Origin of the sequence: Vulcanococcus limneticus LL (assembly GCF_943369875.1) — a bacterium.
Lineage (GTDB): Bacteria > Cyanobacteriota > Cyanobacteriia > PCC-6307 > Cyanobiaceae > Vulcanococcus > Vulcanococcus limneticus_A.
Map to the genome: position 1 here is coordinate 1 of NZ_CALROT020000010.1, position 21,696 is coordinate 21,696.

At 70.9% G+C, this 21,696-nt stretch carries 24 protein-coding genes and 1 tRNA gene; 17 read left to right on the top strand and 8 right to left on the bottom strand.

Going from position 1 to position 21,696, the window contains the following annotated elements:
* Nucleotides 1–336 precede the first annotated feature (336 nt).
* Entirely contained in the window at nt 337–1,785 is a 1,449-nt protein-coding gene (locus ACLV7J_RS11665; RefSeq protein ID WP_411869270.1) for a glycoside hydrolase 100 family protein, read from the top strand.
* A gap of 107 nt (nt 1,786–1,892) precedes the next feature.
* On the opposite strand, the gene petD is transcribed toward ACLV7J_RS11665, so the two are convergent.
* Nucleotides 1,893–2,375 (bottom strand): cytochrome b6-f complex subunit IV, encoded by a 483-nt coding sequence (gene petD / locus ACLV7J_RS11670; protein ID WP_411869271.1) that lies wholly within the window; start codon nt 2,373–2,375, stop codon nt 1,893–1,895.
* A gap of 164 nt (nt 2,376–2,539) precedes the next feature.
* Complete coding sequence (petB, locus tag ACLV7J_RS11675; protein ID WP_411869272.1) at nt 2,540–3,220, bottom strand: cytochrome b6; 681 nt, start codon at nt 3,218–3,220, stop codon at nt 2,540–2,542.
* A 113-nt stretch (nt 3,221–3,333) separates the two neighbouring features.
* On the opposite strand from petB, the gene ctpZ reads away from it, so the two are divergent.
* From ctpZ to minC, 3 genes are read left to right on the top strand one after another with little or no spacing between them, the layout of a single operon-like run.
* Nucleotides 3,334–4,596: a carboxyl-terminal processing protease CtpZ gene (gene ctpZ / locus ACLV7J_RS11680; RefSeq protein ID WP_411869367.1), complete on the top strand. Its 1,263-nt coding sequence runs from the start codon at nt 3,334–3,336 to the stop codon at nt 4,594–4,596.
* Nucleotides 4,596–5,855 carry an HD domain-containing protein gene (locus ACLV7J_RS11685; protein ID WP_411869273.1) on the top strand — a complete coding sequence of 420 codons (1,260 nt, stop codon included), beginning with the start codon at nt 4,596–4,598 and terminating at the stop codon, nt 5,853–5,855. The genes ctpZ and ACLV7J_RS11685 overlap by 1 nt, the downstream gene beginning before the upstream one ends.
* 38 nt (nt 5,856–5,893) lie before the next feature.
* The gene (gene minC / locus ACLV7J_RS11690; protein WP_411869274.1) at nt 5,894–6,577 is read left to right on the top strand and encodes a septum site-determining protein MinC; all 684 of its coding nucleotides are present in this window, start codon (nt 5,894–5,896) and stop codon (nt 6,575–6,577) included.
* Here minC and ACLV7J_RS11695 read toward each other — a convergent pair.
* From ACLV7J_RS11695 to ACLV7J_RS11705, 3 genes are read right to left on the bottom strand one after another with little or no spacing between them, the layout of a single operon-like run.
* Complete coding sequence (locus ACLV7J_RS11695) at nt 6,567–7,154, bottom strand: chromate transporter (protein ID WP_411869275.1); 588 nt, start codon at nt 7,152–7,154, stop codon at nt 6,567–6,569. The genes minC and ACLV7J_RS11695 overlap by 11 nt on opposite strands.
* Nucleotides 7,151–7,771, bottom strand: a complete 621-nt coding sequence (locus ACLV7J_RS11700; protein ID WP_411869276.1) for a chromate transporter — start codon at nt 7,769–7,771, stop codon at nt 7,151–7,153. Before ACLV7J_RS11700 ends, ACLV7J_RS11695 begins: the two co-directional genes overlap by 4 nt.
* 5 nt (nt 7,772–7,776) lie before the next feature.
* Nucleotides 7,777–8,775, bottom strand: coding sequence for a phospholipase D-like domain-containing protein (locus ACLV7J_RS11705; protein ID WP_411869277.1), 999 nt, complete (start codon nt 8,773–8,775; stop codon nt 7,777–7,779).
* 115 nt (nt 8,776–8,890) lie between these two features.
* Between ACLV7J_RS11705 and minD the strand changes: the two genes are divergently transcribed.
* The 5 genes from minD (at nt 8,891) to ACLV7J_RS11730 (ending at nt 11,038) form a co-directional block, all read left to right on the top strand.
* A complete protein-coding gene (gene minD / locus ACLV7J_RS11710) occupies nt 8,891–9,709 on the top strand; it encodes a septum site-determining protein MinD (protein WP_255126167.1) in 819 nt (272 codons plus the stop codon).
* 4 nt (nt 9,710–9,713) lie between these two features.
* Nucleotides 9,714–10,055, top strand: a complete 342-nt coding sequence (gene minE, locus ACLV7J_RS11715) for a cell division topological specificity factor MinE (protein ID WP_411869278.1) — start codon at nt 9,714–9,716, stop codon at nt 10,053–10,055.
* Nucleotides 10,056–10,150: 95 nt separating this feature from the next.
* Nucleotides 10,151–10,351 (top strand): response regulator transcription factor, encoded by a 201-nt coding sequence (locus tag ACLV7J_RS11720; protein ID WP_255126169.1) that lies wholly within the window; start codon nt 10,151–10,153, stop codon nt 10,349–10,351.
* A gap of 25 nt (nt 10,352–10,376) precedes the next feature.
* Nucleotides 10,377–10,448, top strand: a tRNA-Thr gene (locus ACLV7J_RS11725).
* 116 nt (nt 10,449–10,564) lie between these two features.
* Nucleotides 10,565–11,038 (top strand): PilZ domain-containing protein, encoded by a 474-nt coding sequence (locus ACLV7J_RS11730; RefSeq protein ID WP_411869279.1) that lies wholly within the window; start codon nt 10,565–10,567, stop codon nt 11,036–11,038.
* Between the two features lie 54 nt (nt 11,039–11,092).
* Here ACLV7J_RS11730 and ACLV7J_RS11735 read toward each other — a convergent pair whose 3' ends face one another.
* Together ACLV7J_RS11735 and cysK are read right to left on the bottom strand one after the other, a co-directional pair.
* Nucleotides 11,093–11,911 carry a sulfite exporter TauE/SafE family protein gene (locus ACLV7J_RS11735; protein WP_411869280.1) on the bottom strand — a complete coding sequence of 273 codons (819 nt, stop codon included), beginning with the start codon at nt 11,909–11,911 and terminating at the stop codon, nt 11,093–11,095.
* Nucleotides 11,901–12,881 (bottom strand): cysteine synthase A, encoded by a 981-nt coding sequence (gene cysK, locus ACLV7J_RS11740; RefSeq protein WP_411869281.1) that lies wholly within the window; start codon nt 12,879–12,881, stop codon nt 11,901–11,903. The genes ACLV7J_RS11735 and cysK overlap by 11 nt, the downstream gene beginning before the upstream one ends.
* 287 nt (nt 12,882–13,168) lie before the next feature.
* Here cysK and ACLV7J_RS11745 point away from each other — a divergent pair, with 287 nt between their 5' ends.
* The 7 genes from ACLV7J_RS11745 to ACLV7J_RS11775 all read left to right on the top strand — a co-directional run bounded on the left by ACLV7J_RS11745 (nt 13,169) and on the right by ACLV7J_RS11775 (nt 18,970).
* On the top strand, nt 13,169–14,362 hold the full coding sequence (locus ACLV7J_RS11745; RefSeq protein WP_411869282.1) for a hypothetical protein: 1,194 nt from the start codon (nt 13,169–13,171) through the stop codon (nt 14,360–14,362).
* 76 nt (nt 14,363–14,438) lie between these two features.
* Entirely contained in the window at nt 14,439–15,557 is a 1,119-nt protein-coding gene (locus ACLV7J_RS11750; protein WP_411869283.1) for an HD-GYP domain-containing protein, read from the top strand.
* Between the two features lie 156 nt (nt 15,558–15,713).
* The gene (locus ACLV7J_RS11755) at nt 15,714–16,325 is read left to right on the top strand and encodes a hypothetical protein (protein WP_411869284.1); all 612 of its coding nucleotides are present in this window, start codon (nt 15,714–15,716) and stop codon (nt 16,323–16,325) included.
* Nucleotides 16,312–16,728: a DUF1622 domain-containing protein gene (locus tag ACLV7J_RS11760; RefSeq protein ID WP_411869285.1), complete on the top strand. Its 417-nt coding sequence runs from the start codon at nt 16,312–16,314 to the stop codon at nt 16,726–16,728. Before ACLV7J_RS11755 ends, ACLV7J_RS11760 begins: the two co-directional genes overlap by 14 nt.
* On the top strand, nt 16,722–17,105 hold the full coding sequence (locus tag ACLV7J_RS11765) for a YidH family protein (RefSeq protein WP_411869286.1): 384 nt from the start codon (nt 16,722–16,724) through the stop codon (nt 17,103–17,105). The genes ACLV7J_RS11760 and ACLV7J_RS11765 overlap by 7 nt, the downstream gene beginning before the upstream one ends.
* A gap of 18 nt (nt 17,106–17,123) precedes the next feature.
* Nucleotides 17,124–18,011 (top strand): bile acid:sodium symporter, encoded by an 888-nt coding sequence (locus ACLV7J_RS11770; RefSeq protein ID WP_411869368.1) that lies wholly within the window; start codon nt 17,124–17,126, stop codon nt 18,009–18,011.
* The gene (locus ACLV7J_RS11775; protein ID WP_411869287.1) at nt 18,008–18,970 is read left to right on the top strand and encodes an HAD family hydrolase; all 963 of its coding nucleotides are present in this window, start codon (nt 18,008–18,010) and stop codon (nt 18,968–18,970) included. Before ACLV7J_RS11770 ends, ACLV7J_RS11775 begins: the two co-directional genes overlap by 4 nt.
* On the opposite strand, the gene ACLV7J_RS11780 is transcribed toward ACLV7J_RS11775, so the two are convergent.
* Nucleotides 18,967–19,926, bottom strand: coding sequence for a helix-turn-helix domain-containing protein (locus tag ACLV7J_RS11780; protein ID WP_411869288.1), 960 nt, complete (start codon nt 19,924–19,926; stop codon nt 18,967–18,969). The two genes, ACLV7J_RS11775 and ACLV7J_RS11780, sit on opposite strands and share 4 nt — an antisense overlap.
* 173 nt (nt 19,927–20,099) lie before the next feature.
* On the opposite strand from ACLV7J_RS11780, the gene ACLV7J_RS11785 reads away from it, so the two are divergent.
* A complete protein-coding gene (locus tag ACLV7J_RS11785) occupies nt 20,100–21,611 on the top strand; it encodes an arylsulfatase (protein ID WP_411869289.1) in 1,512 nt (503 codons plus the stop codon).
* Nucleotides 21,612–21,696 lie beyond the last annotated feature (85 nt).

The window sequence follows — 21,696 nt, forward strand, 5'->3', positions numbered from 1 at the left end:
GACGCAGTGAAAGCGTCAGTTCCTAAACTTTTCGGTTGTCCAGGTGCTCCTTCCGCCCTCTCGGGCTTCCGGTTTCAGCGGCCTCGCGACCGCCTCTTGAACTTACAACACCGGTGGCTCGCGCCTCCTTCGTCGTAAGTCACCTCAGAATTCCGCTCGGGTTCCCCCGGTGGCTCCTTGGCGCTGCACGCTCGCCTCTCGGCTCCCGCGCAGTCCAAAACCATAACACCCCACTCCCCGATCCAGCAAACGGGGTGGGCGAGGTGGGCAGACAGCTGACGCAACCCCTTGCCCTGCCTAGCGTTGGCCCGAAGGCCCAGGGGTCTGGAGCCCGCCATGGCGCAGCAGTTCAGCCAGGAGCGCCTGCGGGTTCGCCCCAGTTCCCGGGAAGACGCCGTGGTGGCTCGCGCCCGGGAGTACTTCGAGCGCACCCTGATCCAGGTGGGCGGCAAGCCGGTGGGCTCCATGGCCGCCCTGAAACACCCGGGTCGGGACGGCGCCCTCAACTACGACGAGGTGTTCCTGCGGGACAACGTGCCCGTGATGCTCTACCTGCTGCTGCAGGGGCGTCACGAGATCGTGCGCCATTTCCTGGAGGTGTGCCTCGACCTGCAGAGCAGCGCCTACCAGACCCGCGGCGTGTTCCCCACCAGCTTCGTGGAACAGGACGGCAAGGTGCTCGCCGACTACGGCCAGCGCTCGATCGGCCGCATCACCTCAGTGGACGCCAGCCTGTGGTGGCCGGTGCTCTGCTGGCTCTACGTGCGCCGAAGCCGCGACTGGGAATTCGGCGTGAGTCAGAAGGTGCAGCGCGGTGTGCAGCTGCTGCTGGATCTGGTGCTGCACCCCACCTTCGAGGGCACACCGGTGCTGTTCGTGCCCGACTGCGCCTTCATGATCGATCGCCCCATGGACGTGTGGGGGGCACCGCTGGAGGTGGAGGTGCTGCTGTTCGGCTGCCTGCGCAGCTGCTGCCAGCTGATGGAGCTGGCCCAGAAGGGCAACACCAGCCGCCTTCTGGATCAGCGCCTGCTGCTGACCCGGGCCTGGCAGCACGACCTGCGCCTGTTCCTGCTCAAGCACTACTGGGTGACCAGCAAGACCCTGCAGGTGCTGCGGCGCCGACCCACGGAGCAGTACGGCGAGCATCAGTACCAGAACGAATTCAACGTGCAGCCCCAGGTGATCCCTCCCTGGCTGCAGAACTGGCTGGAGGAACGGGGCGGCTACCTGATCGGCAACATGCGCACCGGCCGACCGGACTTCCGCTTCTACAGCCTGGGCAATGCCCTGGCCTGTCTGTTCGGCCTGGTGTCGGCGCCGCAGCAGCGGGCCCTGTTCCGGCTGGTGCTCCACAACCGCGAACACCTGATGGCCCAGATGCCGATGCGGATCTGCCATCCGCCGATGGAGGGGGATGAATGGCGTGACAAGACCGGCTCCGATCCCAAGAACTGGCCCTGGAGCTACCACAACGGCGGCCACTGGCCCAGCCTGCTCTGGTTCCTCGGTGGCGCGATCCTGCTGCACGAGCAGCGCCACCCCTCAGCGGACGTGCTGCTGATGGGACAGATGAAGGCGATGCTCGAGGAGTGTTACTGGAGCCAGCTCAACCAGCTGCCGCGCCAGCAGTGGGCCGAGTACTTCGACGGACCCACCGGCACCTGGGTGGGACAGCAGGCCCGCACCTACCAGACCTGGACGATCGTGGGCTTCCTGCTGCTGCACCACCTGCTGCGGGTGAACCCCCGCGACGTGACCCTGCTGGACATCAACACCCCCTGAACGCCTCCCCGTACTGAGGCACAAAAAAACCCCTGGCCAGGGCCAGGGGTTGTGGGGATGGAGCCGAAGCGTGGATCCGCAAGGCGATCAGGCAGGACGCGCTGCGCTCAGAACAGACCCAGGGTGAGGGACTTGTCGATGGGCAGGGCAGCGCCGATGCCGAGGTAGATGGTGAACACCGTGCCGAAGAGGAAGGCGGCCATGGCCACCGGACGACGGAAGGGGTTCTGGAACTTATTGAAGCTCTCGATGAAGGGCACCAGCATCAGGCCCAGGGGAACCATCGTCTGCAGGACGATGCCGAGCAGCTTGTTGGGAACGACCCGCAGGATCTGGAACACCGGGTAGAGGTACCACTCCGGCAGGATTTCCAGGGGGGTGGCGAAGGGATCGGCCTTGTCACCCAGCATGGCGGGGTCGAGCACGGCCAGACCCACCAGGCAGCCGATCGTCCCGAGGATCACCACCGGGAAGATGTAGAGCAGGTCGTTGGGCCAGGCGGGCTCACCGTAATAGTTGTGGCCCATGCCCTTGGCCAGCTTGGCCCGCAGCTTGGGATCGCTCAGGTCGGGCTTCTTGAGGATGTGCATGGCGAAGGCCTGAAGAGGGACCGGGTTGAAGAGCCGGCGAGCCGGCGGAAACCGAGTGAAGGAAGGCTAGGAACCGGGACGGAGCTGGCGCTGGTCCCGGAGGGGAGGCGGGGCGGGGATTGCAGCATTTCGCAATCCCAGCAGATCCCCGGCAGAACCTGGATTCAGAGGGGACCGGAGATGCCCTGCTTCCGGATCATCAGGAAGTGCATGAGCATGAACACGGCCAGCAGCCAGGGCATCACGAAGGTGTGCAGGCTGTAGAAGCGCGTGAGGGTTGCCTGGCCGACGCTCTCGCCGCCGCGCAGGAGCTCCACCATGAAGTTGCCCACCACGGGCACGGCGGCAGGAACACCGCTCACGATCTTCACGGCCCAGTAGCCGACCTGGTCCCAGGGCAGGGAGTAGCCGGTGACGCCGAAGGAGACCGTGATCACGGCCATGGTGACGCCGGTGATCCAGGTGAGCTCCCGGGGACGCTTGAAGCCGCCGGTGAGGTACACGCGGAACACGTGCAGGATCAGCATCAGCACCATCATCGAGGCGCTCCAGCGGTGCACCGAGCGGATCAGCCAGCCGAAGCTGACGTCGGTCATCAGGTACTGCACCGAGGCGTAGGCCTCAGCCACGGTGGGCTTGTAATAGAAGGTCATCGCAAACCCGGTCGCAAACTGGACCAGGAAGCAGACCAGGGTGATGCCACCCAGGCAATAGAAGATGTTGACGTGAGGGGGGACGTACTTCGACGCGATGTCGTCGGCGATGTCCTGGATCTCGAGCCGCTCCTGGAACCAGTCGTAGACCGGCGAGGACTTTCCGCCAGCGGCGGGAGAGGAGTTCGCCATGCAGCGAGAGGGTTTGGTTGGCAGAGTCTACCGATCGCCCCGGACCGGACGTGAGCGCCCCGCCATCCCAGCCCCGACGCCTGCCGCCCTCGCCAGCGGGGCCCGGCCGGAGGCTGGCGCCCCTGACCAGCACGCTGGTCAGCGCGCTGCTGACGGCGGTTCTGCTGCTGCAGCCCGCCGCGGCCTGGGCCCTGAACGACGCCCAGCAGCTGGTGGTGGAGAGCTGGCGGCTCGTGAACCAGAGCTACGTGGATCCGGCCCGCTTCGAGGCGATCGGCTGGAAGCGGCTGCGCCAGAAGGCCCTGGAACGCCCGATCCAGACCAGTGGCGACGCCTACGACGCCATCGAGGCGCTGCTCGCCCCCATCGGCGACCCCTACACCCGCCTGCTGCGGCCGGCCGAATACGCCAGCCTGCGCTCCAACACCCAGGGCAGCGTCAGCGGCGTGGGACTGCAGCTGGGGCTGAGCGGCAGCGCGGCGGGGAGCGACGCCGGGATCGTGGTGATCGCCCCCCTGGAGGATTCCCCCGCCGATGAGGCCGGCATCAGCAGCGGCACGGCCGTGCTGCAGGTGGATGGCCTCGAGACGCAGGCCCTTGGCCTGGAGGGCACCGCAGCGCGGCTGCGGGGCGCGTCGGGCACGCGGGTGCTGCTGACGCTGCAGTCCCCCGGCGGGCGGCCGCGGGAGCTGGAGCTGCAGCGGCGCACGGTGGACCTGCATCCCGTGCGCAGCCGGCTGATCGAGGCCGGCGGCCACCGCCTCGGTTATCTGCGCATCAGCCAGTTCGCCGAACCCGTGCCCCAGCAGGTGCAGGACGCCCTGGAGCAGCTGCAGCGGGATGGGGCCGAAGGGCTGGTTCTGGACCTGCGCAACAACTCGGGCGGCCTGGTGGCAGCCGGCCTGGCCGTGGCCGATGCGCTGCTGGATGGCGAGCCGATCGTGGAGACCCGCAACCGTGAGGGCTTCGCCGATGCCCAGCAGGCCCACCGGGGACTGCTCTACGGGGGTCCGATGGTGACCCTGGTGAACGCGGGCACCGCCAGCGCCAGCGAGATCCTGGCCGGCGCCCTCCAGGACGACGGCCGCTCGCCCCTGCTGGGCAGCCGCACCTTCGGCAAGGGCCTGATCCAGACCCTGATCGGACTGGGCAGCGACGGCAGCGGCCTTGCGGTGACCGTGGCCCGCTACGTGACCCCCAGCGGCCGCGACATCCAGAACCTCGGCATCGAACCGGACCAGCTGCTGCCCGGCCCCGAGCCGCTGGACCCCGGTGGGGCCGACGACCACTGGCTGGAGGCGGCGGCCGCCCAGCTGGCGCACCAGCTCGATGGCCCGGCGGCAGGGCAGGCCAGGGCCGGCCAGGGGGCCAGCTGATGGGTCCGCGCACCTACCACGACCCGCTGCACGGGGCGATCCGCCTGGACCCGCGCCATCCGGCCGAGGCCCTGGCGATCGATCTGATCGACACGGCTCCCTTCCAGCGGCTGCGGCGCATCCGCCAGCTCGGCCCGGCCTTCCTCACCTTCCACGGGGCCGAATCCAGCCGCTTCACCCACTCCCTGGGGGTGCTGCACCTGGCGCGCCAGGCCCTCGATGGGCTGGCCGCCCAGGCTCCCCCGCTGGAGGAGCACCGCGGCGTGCTGCTGGCGGCGGCACTGCTGCACGACGTGGGGCACGCCCCCCTGAGCCACTCGGGCGAGGAGATGTATGGCCTGCGCCACGAGAGCTGGTCGGGGCGGCTGATCCGCGAGCACCCCGCCCTGCGGCAGCGGCTCGAGGCCTACGCCCCCGGCACGGCCGATGCGGTGGCCGACCTGCTGGAGCACGGCCGCTACGACCAGCCCGCCATCAAGGCCCTGGTGAGCAGCCAGCTGGACTGCGACCGGCTCGACTACCTGCTGCGCGACAGCTACAGCACCGGCACCCGCTACGGCCAGCTGGATCTGGAGCGGATCCTGGCGGCCCTCACCCTGGCGCCCGATGGCCAGCTGGCCCTGCACCCCAAGGGGCTGATGGCCGTGGAGCACTACCTGGTGGTGCGCAACCTGATGTACCGCAGCGTCTACAACCACCGGCTCAACGTGGTGTGCAACTGGCTGCTGAGCCAGGTGATCGCCACGGCGCGGCGGCTGGGGCCCAGCCAGCTGGAGGCCGATGCGGTGATGGCCCGCTGGCTGTGGCAGCCGGACGCCATCGACCTGGAGACCTACCTGGCCAACGACGACCTGCGCACCGGCTACCACCTGCTGCGCTGGCGGGAGCAGGGTCCGGAGCCGCTGCGGGGTCTCTGCGCCCGGCTGCTGGATCGGCGCCTGCTCAAGGCGACGGCGGTGACGGAGCTGCGCCCCGAGCGGCGGCTGGAGTTCCTGGCCCGGGCCCGGGCCCTGAGCGGCGCGGCGGGCCTGGATCCCGAGAGCTGCTGCGGGCTGCAGCAGCGGGAGAGCCGCGGCTACCACCCCTACAAAGGAGGGCTGCGCCTGTGGGACGGCCAGCGCCTGGCGGCCCTGGAGGCCAGTTCGGCCCTGGTGACCAGCCTCAGCCAGCCGGTCCAGACGGCCTGGCTGATCCACCCGGCCGAGGTGAGCCCGGTGCTGCGCGAGGAGCTGGCCCTGGCCCTGGCCGATGGCCGGTAGTGGGATGCTGGCCCAGCTGAGATGTCCGCCCCGGTGAGATGGCCGCCCTGCTGACACCGGCCCAGGCCCCTGGCCTGCCCCACCAGCTGCAGCTGCCGATCAGCCGCAGCGCCGGCAACGGCGCCCTGGCGGAGGTGCGCCACGGCCTCGGCAGCCGGCCCCCCTCCGGTCCGCTGGTGCTGCACAGCCGCGACTGGCCGCTGACCCTGCCGGACCTGCGGGCGCTGCAGCAGCTGCTGGCGGGCGTGGGCCTGACGCTGGAGCGGGTGGAGGGCAGCCGGGCCGAGACCCTGGTGGCCGCCGCGGCCCTGGGGCTGGCCACCGGGCTGCAGAGCGAACCGGAGCTGGAGGCCGGGGGGGAGCCGGATCGCCCCGCAGCGGCGCTCACCATTCACCAGGGCACCCTGCGCTCCGGCGACCACCTGCAGGCCGAGGGGTCGGTGCTGCTGCTGGGGGACGTGAACCCCGGCGCCCGCATCTCGGCCGTGGGCGATGTGCGGGTGTGGGGGCGGCTGCGGGGCGTGGCCCATGCCGGCTGCCGCGGCGATGGCAGCGCCCGGATCGTGGCCCTGCAGCTGCGGCCGCTGCAGCTGCGCATCGCCGCAGCCGTGGCCCGGGGGCCCGAGGATCAGCCCCCCGCCGGCTTCACCGAAGAGGCGGTGCTGGAGGACGGGGCGATCGCGATCCGACCGGCCGAGCCGATCTGGCCCCTCAACGGTTGATCAGCCCCAGACCGCCCAGCACCCCCGCCACCGCCATGAACCACAGGGGCGAGACGCGGGTGCGCAGCATCAGCGCGCACACCAGCAGCGACACCAGCAGGGCGGGCAGATCGTGGTCTGCGGTGCGCAGGATCTTGACCCCCACGCCGAACAGGATGCCGAGGGTGACCGGGCCCAGGCCCCGCTCGAAGGCCACGCGGATCGGCGAATCCTTGAAGCGATTCCAGCCCAGGGCCGCCGCCACCATCAGCAGGGTGGAGGGCAACAGGATGGCCGCCTCCGCCACCACGCCGCTGAGCAGGGCCCAGAACGGGCCCTCCCGCCAGGCCGCCCCCATTCCCAGCAGCCCCACGATCATCGAACTGGGCCCTGGCGCCGCTTCCGCCAGGGCGTAGATGTCGGCGAACTGGCGGGAGGTGAGCCAGCAGTACTGGTCGACGCTGAGGTGGTGGTACTCGGCCAGCAGGGTGTTGCCGCCGCCCAGGGAGAACAGCGACAGGCTGAGGAAATCCCAGAGCACCGCCGCCAGGTTGGCGAGGTCGGTGAGGCTGGCCGGCTGGCAGGCGGCCGCACTCATGGCTCAGGCCCGGCGGCAGGGGCCGGCTGGCGGGGCGAGCGCGGCCAGTAGAGGGCCATGGCGATCGGCCCCAGCACCAGCACCAGCGGGATCAGCCGCACGTGGAACACGTCCATGGCCAGGAAGCTGGCCACCGCCAGCAGCAGGGCCAGGGGGTCGCGGCGGTACTCGCCCAGGATCTTGAAGCCCATCGAGAGGGCCATGCCGGCCGCCGCGGCCACCACCCCGGCCAGCACCCGGTCCACCGCCATCACCAGGTGGAGGTAGAAGTAGGCGAGCCCGATCAGCAGCAGCACGCTGAAGGGCAGCAGCAGCATTCCGGCCAGGGCCGCCAGGGCCCCGGCCAGGCCGTGGAAGCGGGCCCCGATGTAGACGGCCATGTTGATCTGGTTGGGCCCCGGGAACAGGCGGGCCACGGTGAGGCCCGTGATGAACTCCTCGTTGCTCATCCAGCGGCGGTTCTCCACCACGATCCGCTGGCTCCAGGCCGAGAGGCCGCCGCCGAAGGAGGAGAGCGCCACCTGCTGCATGCCCAGGAACAGCCCCGCCAGCGACGGGGGCGGGGCTGGCGGGCCAGCGGGCGGTGGCGTCGCGCTGGGTGGCGGGGAGCTGGCCATGCCGCTCAGTTGTGCACGAAGTGGGGATCGGGCGGCAGCTCGCCCTCCTCGTGGAGGCTGGGATCGAGGGGATCGGGGGCCCGGTACTTGGCGGCCTGGGCCCAGTCGGCCTCGAAGGTGGCCTTGAGCCGCGCCACCACGTCGGGGGCATCGGACTCGATTCCCAGCTCGCGGCGCAGGTCGAAGGCGCTGCGGTCGATGTTCATGGAGCCGGTCTGGGCGGCGATGCCATCGATGAGGATCAGCTTGGCGTGCAGCTTGAGGTGCTTCTGGCGCCGCACCTTCACCCCGAAGCGCCCCATCAGCCGCAGGGAACTGAAGGTGTCGTAAATGTCCCAGTCGCTGATGCCGTGCTTGCCGCCGCACAGCACCCGCACCTTCACTCCACGCTCGCGGGCCGCGATGATCCGCTCGAGGATCACCGCATCCACGAACTTGGGGTGCTGGATCCAGAGGCTGCTGGTGGCCGCATCCACGATCCGGGCCATCTGACCGCGGCTGTGGAAGCTGCTCCAGACCAGCCCCACGCCGAGATCGGGCTCAAAGAAGTGGCGGTGCCAGTCGGCCTCGAAGCCGGCGATCACCTGGGCCACCACCTCGGGGGCGTAGGTCACCACGCCGTAGTCCCGGGTCAGGGTGAAGTATTTGTCCGCCAGGTTGAAGGTGGAGATCAGGGCCAGTTCCCGGTCCACCACCAGCGACTTCTCGTGGGTCACCGGGAAGGCCTCGCTGGTCCAGGCCACCTCGATCTGCCAGCTCTGCAGGAGGGCGAAGGCCTCGTCGTTCCAGCGGTCGCCGGCGGAAGTGTGGGGGTTGAGCATCACCCGCACCCGCACGCCCCGCTCGCGGGCGCGCCGCAGGGCCTCTTCCACCTCCCGCGACTGGAGCTTGAACTGTTTGAGCAACAGCTGCTCGCGGGCCTGGTCGATCAGCTCCACCACGGCCTGCACCCCGTCGTCGGGCATCACCAGCAGCCGCTGCCGGTGGTCGGGGGAGGGGGTCATCGCGGGCCGTGCGGGCCCCCGTGTTCTAGACCCCACGAGCGGCGCGGCAGCGACAGCCGGAACACGGACCAAATCCGGGCGTTCGTCTTAGCCTGCCCCGACGTCGAATGTTGCCGTGACCGCTCCAGGGACCCGCTACATCCTGATCTGCTCCGGCAAGGGGGGCGTCGGGAAGACCACCCTCACGGCCAACCTGGGCATCGCCCTGGCCCGGCAGGGGGTGCGCACGGCGGTGCTGGACGCGGACTTCGGCCTGCGCAACCTGGACCTGCTGCTGGGCCTGGAGAACCGCATCGTGTTCACCGCCCAGGAGGTGCTCTCGGGCAGCTGCCGCCTGGAGCAGGCCCTGGTGAAGCACAAGCAGGAGCCCAACCTGGCCCTGCTGCCGGCCGGCAATCCCCGCATGCTCGAGTGGCTGCAGCCGGAGGACATGCAGCGCATCGCCACCATGCTGGGCGAGCAGTTCGACGTCGTGCTGATCGACTGCCCGGCCGGCATCGAGGACGGCTTCAAGAACGCAGTGGCCGCGGCCCAGGAGGCGATCGTGATCACCACCCCGGAGGTGTCCGCGGTGCGGGACGCCGACCGGGTGATCGGCCTGCTCAACAGCCACGGTGTCAAGCCGATCCAGCTGGTGCTCAACCGGGTGCGGCCCAAGATGATGGCCAACCAGGAGATGCTGAGCGTCGCCGATGTGACCGACATCCTGGCCCTGCCGCTGCTGGGCCTGGTGATGGAGGACGAGCAGGTGATCGTGTCCACCAACCGGGGCGAGCCGCTCACCCTCAACGGCGCCAAGTCGCCGGCGGCCCTGGCCTACAACAACATCGCCCGGCGCCTGCGCGGCGAGGACGTGCCGCTGATGGATCCCGCCAAGGCCGGCCGGGGCCTGCGGGCCAAGCTCGGCCGCCTGATGACCACCAAGATCTTCTGAAGCGATGACCCTGCGCGACTTCATCGACAAGCTGCTCGGTCGTCAGCCCGCCAGCGCCAATGTGGCCCGCGAGCGGCTGCAGCTCGTGCTCGCCCACGACCGCAGCGACCTCAACCCCGAACTGCTGGAGCAGATGCGGCGCGAGATCCTCGAGGTGGTGAGCCGCTACGTGGAGATCGACCTGGACGAGGGCGACGTGAGCCTTGAGACCGAGGACCGGGTGACGGCCCTGGTGGCCAACCTGCCGATCAAGCGGGCCCGCCCCCTGGTGGAACCCGGCACCGCTGCCGCCGCTGAGGTCGCCGGCGGCGCGACGGCCGGCGACGGCGCCGTCGCCACGGCCTGAACACCACCAGCGGCACCCGACCGCCTGAACCGGGGTGCCTGGCGCCCGGGCACCGGAACCGCGGGAACACTGCGGACAGCGCAGCCGCCACGGCCATGGCTCCCAACCTGTTCGCGATCACCGCCGGCGAATCCCTGGTGCTGGATCAGTTGCTGCAGGGCCACAGCAACAAGGGGATCGCCGCGGCCCTGGTGCTCAGCCCGCGCACGGTGGAGGGGCACATCGGCAACCTGCTGGCCAAGACCGGCTGCCGCAACCGCACCCAGCTGCTGCTCTGGGCGCTCCGGCAGCGATAAGCTCCCTGCGGGGCAAGGCCCCGTTGCCGGCTTAGCTCAGTGGTAGAGCAGCGCTTTTGTAAAGCGAAGGCCATCGGTTCAAATCCGTTAGCCGGCTTTTCCTGCAAGCGACCACCTGGCCATCGGCCGGGTTCGGAGCAACCCGACCACCACAGTTGCAGCAGCGCCCCGCCCCACGATGGGTAGTGTTGTTGAACATGATTCGGGCCTTCCATGGACGCCCCCAAGCCCGGCGGCCGTGTCGGCGACAGGAGAGGCGGCTCCGATCGCCGCGATGCCGAGCGCCGCGCCCTTGAGACGCGCCGCAGCCCGGACAACCGGCGCCAGCAACCGCGCCATCAGGTGCCCTTCGGCGCCTGGGCCGTCACGGGCGTCATGCGCTGCCAGGATGGCCGCGCCTGGCCTGTCACCCTCTGGGACGTCAGCCGCCGTGGCGCCTGCGTGGTGGTGATCGGCGAACCGGGGCTCCAGTCCGGCGAAGCGGCGCAGTTGACCCTGCACGACAGCATGCTCGCCGACAGCCTGGTGCTGGAGGTGGAACTGTGCTGGCAGTTCTGCCAGGGGCGCCAGACCTTCCTGGGCCTGGAACTGAGCGGCAACGCCGAACTGCCCGAGGACTGCTTCCTGGCCCCCTACCTGGAGCAGACCTGGGCCGAGGGCGAGCCCACCGACGCCGGCCTCCTGTAGCGGCGACCCAGACCAGAGCCGCGCGCTCCCCCTCCCGAGGCCCACTCCCCGGGCTCAGGACGCAACCAGGCGCAGCAGGTAGACCAGCGCCACGGCGATCCCCACGCCCACCACGAGGTGGCGCAGGGCCTCGGGATCGACCCGGCCGGCCAGCCGGCCCCCCAGCGCTCCGCCCAGCAGGGCCGCCAGCGCCATCACCGCGGCCGTGACCCAGGCCACCTGGCCGGAGACCAGGAAGAACAGCGCGGCCGTGACGTTGGTGAGGAAGGCGATCGCCTGCTTGAGGCCATTGAGGCGGGTCAGGGTGTCGTCGAGGCTGAGGGCGAGCACCGCCAGCACGATCACGCTCAGCCCGCCGCCGAAATAGCCCCCGTAGACGGCCGCCAGGGCCACCGGGGCGATCGCCCACCGCTCACTGGGGTGGCGGCCACGGCGTTCGGCACGCCGCAGCACCCAGGCCCGCAGCCGCCCCTGGGCCGCCAGCAGCAGCGAGGCGAACAGGATCAGCACGGGCACCAAAGCGGCGAACAGCCTCTCGCCGGTGTTCAGCAGCAGCACCCCGCCCACCAGCCCACCGGCGGCAGCGGCGGGCAGCAGCAGCCGGAGGCGGCGGCCCTGGCCGCGCAGCTCCTGGCGCTGGGCCAGGGTGGCGCCCAGGTAGCCGGGGGCCAGGGCCACGGTGTTGGTCACGTTGGCCATCACCGCCGGCAGCCCCAGGGCGGTGAGGGCAGGGAAGCTGATCAGGGAGCCGCCGCCCGCCAGGGCGTTGATCAGGCCCGCGGCCGCGGCCGCGAGGGCCACCCAGACCAGATCCAGGCCCCCGAGTGCCGCCGCCCCCCGGGGGGCCACGGCCAGCAGGGCCTCAGGGGGCATCGCCGTACCAGTCGCTCACGTCGTCGCCCTCGAGGCCGATCGCGGCCAGCAGGCTGGTGGAGAGGTAGCGCTCGCTGCCCGAGGCGCAGATGGCCACGATGCGCTGCCCCGCCAGCTCCGGCTGCCGCGCCAGCTGCAGGGCCGCCCACACCACCGCCCCGCTGGAGACGCCGAGGGGAATGCCGTCGTGGGCGGCGCAGTAGCGCAGCACGGCGATCGCATCCTCCTCATAGGCCGAGACGATCTCGTCGATCAGACCGAGATCCACCTGGGGCGACACGAAGTTGGGCCCCATGCCCGTGAGCTGGTGCGGCCCGGGTTCACCGCCCCCGAGCACGGGGGAGCGGGCCGGCTGCACCGCCACGCAGCGCAGGCCGGGATGGAGGGGCTTCAGGGCCCGGGCCACCCCCATCAGGGTGCCGCCGGTGCCCACCCCCGCCACCACCACCGCCAGCTCGCCGCCGGTGTCGCGCCAGATCTCTGGGCCGGTGGTGCGCTCGTGGATGGCGGGATTGGCGGGGTTGCGGAACTGCTGCAGGATCACGCCGCCGGGGATGCGCCGCTGCAGTTCCTCCGCCTTGGCGATGCAGCCGAGCATGCCCTTGTCCGCCGGCGTGAGCACCACCCTCGCCCCCAGCAGCTTGGCCAGGCGGATGCGCTCGGCGCTCACCCGCTCCGGCATCACCAGGATCAGGCGCACACCGGCGGCGGCGGCCGCGAAGGCCAGGCCGATGCCGGTGTTGCCGGTGGTGGGCTCGATCAGCACGGAGTCCTGGCGCACCACACCGGCGGCGCGGGCGTCCTCCAGCAGGTTGAAGGCCGTGCGGTCCTTGACGCTGCCGAGGGGGTTCAGGTACTCGAGCTTGAGCACCACCTCCGCCTGGGCTCCGTAGTGCCGGGCCGTCTCGTGCAGCCGCACCAGCGGCGTGTTGCCGATGCGCTCGGTGAGGCGATCGAGGATGGCGGTCATGGCTGGCGTTCCAACCCCCACGGCGCGGGCGTGTGGCCGATCATCGCCGCAGGGCCCGGGGGAGCGGCGTCTCCGGCGATTCGGCGGCTGCGCGCAAGGGCCAGGTCCAGGGGGCCCCATGCCAGCGGTGGGCCGCCCCCGGCAGCGGTCAAACCGGGAACAGCCCTCGGTGACGCCAGCCACGCCAGCGACAGGCGGATCCCATCGGGCTCCGGCCCGGGCCCGGAGCGTGCAGCTGGAATCGGCCTAGCGTTTCGCCAGTGCAGGCGGCGACCGCCACCCACACCATGGCTCCCTCAGCCCTGACCCCGACCCAGCGGCACGGCGGCGGCCTGGCCCTGGCGCTCACCCTGGCCGCTCTGCCGGCGCCGGCGCCAGCGGCCCCCGCCAAGCGGCCAGCCCCGGCGGCCCCTGGCGCCACCTACACGCTGGAGGCCCGCACCGTGACGGGTCTGGGCGCCGGCGGCATGGGCAGCGCCGAGATGATGCGGATGGTGATGGGCGGTGGCGCCAGCAGCACCACCAGCAGCCGAAGCCTGGAGCTGCGCCTGCAGGGCAGCCGCGTGCCCGCCGAGGCGCCGAAGGCGGAGCACCGGATCCCAGCGGGGCTGGCCCTCGGCACCGCCCTGCCCCTGCTCAGCAGCGGACCCAGCCGGGGTACCGAGGCACCGGAGCCGCTGGAGCGCCCCAAGGGACGCCTGCTGATCTTCCGCGGCTGCGGCGAGACCGCCGGTTCCGGCCAACCGGAGGTGCTGGACCTGGCCAAGCTGGTGCCGGACGCCCAGCAACTGGCGGCGCTGCAGGGGGCCATGGGCAAGCAGGGCGGCCGGGGCGTCGCGCGCGAGCCGGCCGCCGCCGCCATCACCGGCACCTGGCCCAACGGCGACAGCCAGGGCGCCCTGGCGGCCACGGCCTCCCTGGTGGGCGACCACAGCGTGGTGAGCAACTATGCCCCCGAGCTCCGCTTCCGGGTGGAGGCCAGCCACGACTTCCTGGCACCGCTGCAGCTCAGCGCCAGCCCCGCCGGAGCTGCCTGGCGACTGTCCTGGCAGCCGGTCGCCACCGTGCTCGGCTACCAGGCCATGGCCACCAGCGCCGGCAAGGGCCCGGACGAACTGGTGATCTGGACCTCCAGCAGCAGCGGCTGGGCCGGCAGCGCCATCCCCGCCAACCTCGATCGCCGCAGCGCCGCCCAGCTGATCGCCCAGAAGGTGCTGCTGCCGCCTGAAGCCACCAGCTGCAGCATCAGCGCCCAGGCCAGTGCGGCGATGGCGATGCCGGTGCTGCAGGTCACGGCCTACGGCGATCCACTCACCGTGACCGGCCCGGCGGGCGCCACCCCCTGGCGGGTGAGCCTGCGGCGCGAGTCCACGGCCTCACGCCTGCTGATGGCCGGCATGCCCGGCGCCGATGACGCCGCGGGCGGCGAGGCCGAGCCGACGCAACCCCGGGGCTTCAAGCTGTTCCCGGGGCTGTTCTGAGGCGGTGGCCAGGGGCCCCGCCGAAGCGAGGCCTGGACCAGCAGGGCTAGCGTGAAAGCCTCTGGCTGCGGCTGGTGTGACCGTCCTCACGCGCCATCCGACCGGTGGGCTGGCCGATGATCTGAGCGGGCGGCTGCGGGGACTGCACGGCCGCATGCTGGCCATGGCGCCCGCGATCGACCGCATCGCCTGCGCGCTCTACGACCCGGCCACGGACCTGCTGAAGACGTTCGTCAACAGCACCCGCAGCGGTGAGGCGATCGCCGACTACGAATGCGAACTGGCCACGAGCAGCGCCCTGCAGGCCCTGGCCCGGGAGGGTGGTGTGCGGGTGATCCAGGACATTCCCGCCACGGTGCAGGGCACGAGTGAACACTCCCGCTGGCTGCGGCGCCAGGGCTACGGCTCGTCACTCACCGTGCCGATGCAGGACAACGGCGCCTTCATCGGCTTCATCTTCTACGACTCCCTGCAGCGCAACGCCTTCACCGCCACCGTGCAGCGGGATCTGGAGCTGTTCTCCAACCTGATCAACATCACGATCTCCAGCGTCTACGCGGCCGTGCGCTCGCTCCGGGCCTCCGCCGCCGTCGCCCAGGACTTCGTGCGACTGCGCGACTACGAGACCGGCAGCCACCTCGATCGCGTCGCCCACTACTCCCGCCTGATCGCCAAGACCCTGGCCCAGCCCCTGGGGCTGAGTGATGAGTTCATCGAGCAGCTGTTTCTCTACGCGTCCCTGCACGACATCGGCAAGATCGGCATTCCCGACGCCATCCTGCTCAAGGAGGGCAACCTCACCCCGGACGAGCGACAGGTGATCCAGACCCATGTGCCGCTGGGCCTGCAGATCCTCGAACAGGTGATCGGCAAGCACGCCCTGCGGGACCTGCCGGATTCCACCTTGATGCGCAACATCGTGGCGGGCCACCACGAACGGCTCGACGGCTCCGGCTATCCCCAGGGCCTGCGGGGAGAGGCGATTCCCCTGGAGGCGCGCATCGTGGCGGTGGCCGATGTGTTCGATGCCATCACCTGCCGCCGGCCCTATCGCCAGCCGCAGGCGATCGAAGCGGGCCTGGCGGAACTGGAGCACCAGGCGGCCGCGGGCCTGCTCGATCCCCTGGCGGTAGCCGCGCTGACCAGCCAGCGGAGCGAGGTGGAGGCGATCCGCCAGCGCTTCCACGACGACTGACCCGCGGACCAGCACAGACGAAGGCCCCCTGCCGCTTTCTGCAAACCCGGCCGAATTCCTCGACTTTTCAATCTCCACGGCCGGCGCGACGTTGGCCTGGGTTGTCGATACGTTGCGGCAAGACGGCCGGGCCACTCCGGTGCGCCAGGCAAGGCCATGCGTCCCCTCCCCACCCCCAACGGCAGGCCGGCCCTGCAGCTCCGGCGGCTGGCCGGTGGGCTGCTGGGCGCCGTGCTCGGCTACGGCCTCACCAGCCAGCTGCCGGAGGTGCCCGCCACCCTGCTGGGCGCCCTGGCCCTGGGCGGTACGGCCCAGCTGAGCGGCCGCACCGTGGATCCCCTGCGCTGGTGGGCCCTGCTGGGGGCCGCCACCGGATCGGTGCTGGGAACGGCGGTGGTGCTGGCGGCCCGGCTGCAGGCCAGCGCCCCCGCGGACCATCTCATGGGCCGGGCCCTCACGGTGGGCTGCTTTGCCCTAGCTGGCGGCCTGGCCGGCCGGCGCCTGAGCCGGGATGCCCTGCGGGGCAGTGGCCATCCGCCGCGGGAGCTGCTGCGGTCGGCCAGCGCCCTCACCACCGGCATCTTCGCGGTGCTGGTGACCCTCACCTTCCTGCATTCCGGCCTCGATCCCGCCCGGGCCTTCTCCAGCCGTCTGAGCACCGCGCTCACGATCCTCGTGACCGCGATCACGGTGCCGGGCTGGCTGATCCACCTGCTGGATCGACCGCCCCTGCGCTCCCCCCGCCCGCAGCCCGATGCCGACCGCTGACAGCGCCGAGACCCTGCTGCTGGCCGTGGCCGGCGCCACCCGCTTCCTGCTGGAGACCCTCTCGGTGGGCACGGTGCTCGTGGGCCTGCTGGCCTGCGCCCAGCAGCTGCCCCGGCCCTGGCGGCGGCGATCGCCATCCGGCCTTCCCCTGGCGGGGGTGCGGCTGCGCTTCGGCGCCTGGCTCTCGCTCGCCCTGGAGTTCCAGCTCGGCGCCGACATCGTCGCCACCACCACCACCCCCTCGGGCGCGCACCTGATCCAGCTGGGCGTGGTGGCGGTGATCCGGACCTTCCTCAACCTGTTCCTGGGCCGGGAACTGGAGGCGGAGACGCGCCTGGAGCGGGAGAACGCCCGGCCGGCCCCTGCCGCCCAGGACACCAGCGCGGAGGCCCGGCCATGGTGAACGTCACCAACGAGCTGGCCAAGGAGCGCAACCGGGCGGCCGCCGATCGCACCCTGATGGCCTGGATCCGCACCAGCCTGTCGCTGATCAGCTTCGGCTTCGGCCTCGACAAGATCATCGCCGCGATCAACGGCCGCGGCGGCGGCATCGCCAACGCCGGGCCGGGGGTGCAGGTGGTGGCGATGGGCTTCGTGACCACGGGCGTCCTCGCCCTGGCCCTCGCCACCCTGCAGCACCGGCGCTACGTGCAGCGGCTGCAGCGCAACGACATCGTCTACCGGGATCAGTTCTCGATCGCCACGGTGACCGCCGTGCTGATCACGCTGATCGGCATGGTCGCCCTGGTGCTGCTGCTGGTGGGCGCCGTCACGGCCTGAGCGCTCCCACCTTCACCCCTGTCCCTTTACCCCCCCGTCGCCATGGCCCAGGCCTCCACCCTGCTGGTGAGCGCCACCCTGTTCACGATCATGTTCGCCCTCGGCCTCGGCCTGCCGGGCGATGGGCTGCGCGTGGTGCGCCAGCGCTGGGGCCTGGTGCTGCGGGTGCTGGTCGGCTCGTGTCTGCTGGTGCCCCTGGCGGCCCTGCTGCTGCTGAAGCTGCCCGTCAGCGTCGCCTTGAGCCCGGCCGCACGCCTGGCGATCGGGCTGATGGCCGTCTGCCCCAGCGCCCCCCTGATCCTGCGCAAGGCCGGCAACCAGGGCGGCGATCGCCAGCTGGCGGCGCTGCTGCAGGGCTGTGCCGCCGTGGCCGCGATCGTGTCGGTGCCACTGATGGCCGACCTCTACAGCTCCGCCTTCGGCCTCAGCGGCTGGGACGTGGGCCCGGCGGAGGTGGCCCTGCAGGTAGGCCGGGTGCAGATCCTGCCCCTGCTGGCGGGCCTGGCCCTCCGGCGCTGGGAGCCCCAGCTGGTGGGCCGGATCCAGGGGCCGCTCGACCGGCTCGCCAACGGCCTGTTGCTGCTCTTGATCGTGCTGGTGCTGATCAAGACCGGCCCGCTGCTGCTGCCCTTCGTGGGCCGTGAACTGCTGGCCCTGGCCCTGATGGCGGTGATGGTGCTGGTGGCGCTGGCCATCGGCCTGCTGCTGGCCGGCCCCCAGCCGCGGGAGCGCACCACCGTGGCGCTGGTGACTTCCATGCGCAATCCCGGCCTGGCCCTGCTGCTGGCCACCACCTATGCCCCCAGCCAGCCGAGCGTGAAGATCGCCGTGCTCGCCTACCTGCTGGTCACCGTGCTGCTCTCGCTGCCCGTGCTGCGCTGGCAACAGGGCCAGGGGGCGGCATGACGGCAGCCGACCGCGATCCCCTGCCCTCCTGGCGGGAGGGGCCGAGCAAGGCGCGCCTGCTCGGCTTCGTGGAGGCCGTGAGCCATCCCGGCAGCGCCGAGTTCGTGGCGCCCGAGGAGCGCATCGCCGTGTTCGACAACGACGGCACGCTCTGGTCGGAGCAGCCGATGTATGGGCAGCTGGCCTTCGCCCTGGAGCGGGCCCGCACCCTGCTGCTGCAGCGGCCGGAGCTGGAACGGGATCCGCGAGTGGCCGCCGCGGCCGCCGGCGATCTGCAGACGCTGATGGGCCAGGGCATGCGCGGCCTGCTGGAGCTGGTGGGCCACACCCATGCGGGCATGACCAACGCCGCCTTCAGCGCGCTGGTGCGCCGCTGGCTGCAGGACGCCCGCCACCCGGACTTCGGGGTTCCCTACACCCGGCTCGTCTACCAGCCGATGCTGGAGCTGCTCGCCCTGCTGCGGGCCCACGACTTCCGCCTCTGGATCGTCACCGGCGGTGGCGCCGAATTCGTGCGGGTGTTCGCCGAGGAGCTCTACGGCATTCCGCCGGAGCGGGTGATCGGCTCGACGATCCGGCTGCGCTACGGCGAGGAGAACGGGGAGCCGGCCCTGTGGCGCGAGCCGACCGTCGACTTCATCGACGACGGCGACGGCAAGCCGGTGGGGATCGAGCGGGCCATCGGTCGGCGGCCGATCGCGGCCTTCGGCAATTCCGACGGTGACCTGGCGATGCTGCGCTGGACCACCGCGGCCCCGGGCCCGCGGCTGGGGCTGCTGCTTCACCACGACGACGGCGAACGGGAGGTCGCCTACGACCGCCACTCCCCCTTCGGACGGCTGGATCGGGGCCTGGAGCTGGCGGCGGTGCACGGCTGGAGCCTGGTGAGCCTGCGGCGCGACTGGCACCGGGTGTTCCCCGCCCCGCTGGACACCGCCCGGCCCGAGCCCCAGCCCTAGGCCACCCGCAGCCGGGCCGCCAGGGTCTGCCGCGGCAGCTCGCCGAACAGGCGCCGGTAATCGCGGGAGAAGTGCCCGGCGCTGAGGAAGCCGAAGCGGGCCGCCACCGCCGCCACCGTGGTCTGCTCGGGGTCGGCGGCGAGCAGCAGACGCCGCACCGCATGCAGGCGCTGCAGCTTGAGATAGGCCATCGGCCCCATCCCCAGGTGCTCGCTGAACCCCTGGATCAGGCTGCGGCGGCTGGCGTACACCTGGCGGCAGAGCTCCTCCAGGGTGATCGGCAGGTCGGGATGGCGGTGCATCCACTCCTGGGCCACCTTGACCAGCTCGATGCGGGCGGGGGCCCGGTCCAACCGGGCAGCACTGCCCTGGGCCAGGGCCTCCACCAGCAGGGGCAGCAGATCCTGCTCGATCAGACGCTCCATCCCCGGCTCAGTCAGCCGGCCTGGGCAGGCCTCCGCCAGGGCAAACAGCTGGCAGAGGTAGCTGCGCACCCGCGCGAACCGCACGGCCTCCACCTGCAGCCAGTTGGCGGCAAACCCCTGCTGTTCCAGCTCGACCCAGCCGAGGGCGCCGGCCAGCTGCAGGAAGCGGCCCTGCTCCAGCACCACCAGCACCAGATCGGTGCGGTCGGCGGTGGTGAGATGCACGTCGCCATGGCTGGTGAGGCCGAAGACCGCCGTGGACGGCAGCACCGTGCCGTGGGAGCGGCAGAGCCCGGTTTCTGGCCGCGCCGCCAGATCCATGGCCAGGATCTGATGGCCCTGGAGCTTGGGCCCCACCACGTGCAGCTGGCGCTCGAGGCGGGCCCGCAGCAGCAGCAGCGGACCGACGCGCACCAGCTGCAGGGCGCTGTCGAGGGGGCCGGGCGCGAGCTGGGTGAGCTGGAGCGATAGACCGTTGGCCGTGAGGCACTCGGCCAACTGCTCCACGCAGCCCACCGTCAACACGGCCACGACGGCGAGTGGAAATGCACTTTTCGAATGTACGGACCCCCATGGCGGCAGCACAGTGCCTTCAAACACCTATTCCACGAAGGTCCGAGCCATCCTGACGGAAGGCCTACCCCGGGGAGTCGGTGTTCCGTCTGCCCGCCTGGGCCAGCGACTCTCCCGCGGCACCTGCACCCATGCCCACCACCAAGCCCAACATCCTCATCCTCTGGGGCGATGACATCGGCCAGAGCAACCTGAGCTGCTACAGCCACGGACTGATGGGGTACGAGACCCCGAACATCGACCGCGTGGCCAAGGAAGGGGCCAAGTTCATCCACTACTACGCCGAGCAGAGCTGCACCGCCGGCCGCGCCGCCTTCATCACCGGCCAGAGCGTGTACCGCACCGGCCTCTCCAAGGTGGGCCTGCCCGGCGCAGAACAGGGCTTCAAGGCAGAAGACCCCACCATTGCCGAACTGCTCAAGCCCCAGGGCTACCGCACCGGACAGTTCGGCAAGAACCACTTCGGCGACCGCGACGAGCATCTGCCGACGATGCACGGCTTCGACGAGTTCTTCGGCAACCTCTATCACCTCAACGCCGAGGAAGAGCCGGAGCTGCGCGATTACCCCAAGGAGGACGATCCAGAGTTCCCCAACTTCCGCAAGCGCTTTGCCCCCCGCGGCGTGCTGCACTGCTGGGCCAACGGCGATGGCACCCAGCGCATCGAGAGCACGGGTCCCCTCACCCGCAAGCGGATGGAAACCGCCGACGATGAGTTCATGGTGGAGGCCAAGCGCTTCATCCGCGATGCGGTGGCGTCGGGTGAGCCCTTCTTCGTGTGGTTCAACACCACCCACATGCACTTCCGCACCTATGCACGCCCGCAGGACGTGGGCCGCAGCGGCCGCTGGCAGTCGGAATACCACGACGTGATGATCTATCACGACGAGTGCATCGGCGAGATGCTCAACCTGCTCGACGAGCTGGGCATCGCCGACAACACGATCGTGATGTATGGCACCGACAACGGGCCGCACATGAACAGCTGGCCCGATGCCGGCATGACCCCCTTCCGCAGCGAGAAGAACACCAACTGGGAGGGAGCCTTCCGGGTGCCCGCCCTGGTGCGCTGGCCAGGCCACATTCCCGCCGGCACCAACATCACCGGCCTCTGCAGCCACCTCGACTGGCTGCCCACCCTGCTGGCGGCCGCCGGTGAGCCGGAGATCAAGGAGAAGCTGCTCACGGGCTACCCAGTGGGGGACAAGACGTTCCGCATCCACCTGGATGGCTACAACATGCTCGACTACTGGACGGGCCAGACCGACAAGAGCCCCCGCAAGGAGTTCTTCTACTTCTCCGACGACGGCGACCTGGTGGGCCTGCGCTACGACAACTGGAAGTTCGTGTTCAAGGAACAGCGGGAGCAGGGCACCTGTCAGATCTGGGCCGAGCCGTTCGTGGAGCTGCGGGTGCCGAAGATCTTCAACCTGGTCACCGACCCCTACGAGCGGGCCGACATCACCTCCAACACCTACTGGGACTGGATGTTCGACCACGTGTTCATGCTCGTGCCGGCCCAGACCTACGTGGGTGAGTTCCTGAAGACCTTCGTGGAGTATCCGCCGCGCCAGAAGGCGGCCAGCTTCTCCCTGGAGCGGGTGATGGAGAAACTCGAACAGGCGGCCAGCGGCGCCGCCTGACACCGGCCCACCGCCCCATGGCCCGATCCCAGCCCCGCTCCCAACCATCCCAGCCAGCCCCGGCCTCCCGGCCGGGGCGCCCGCC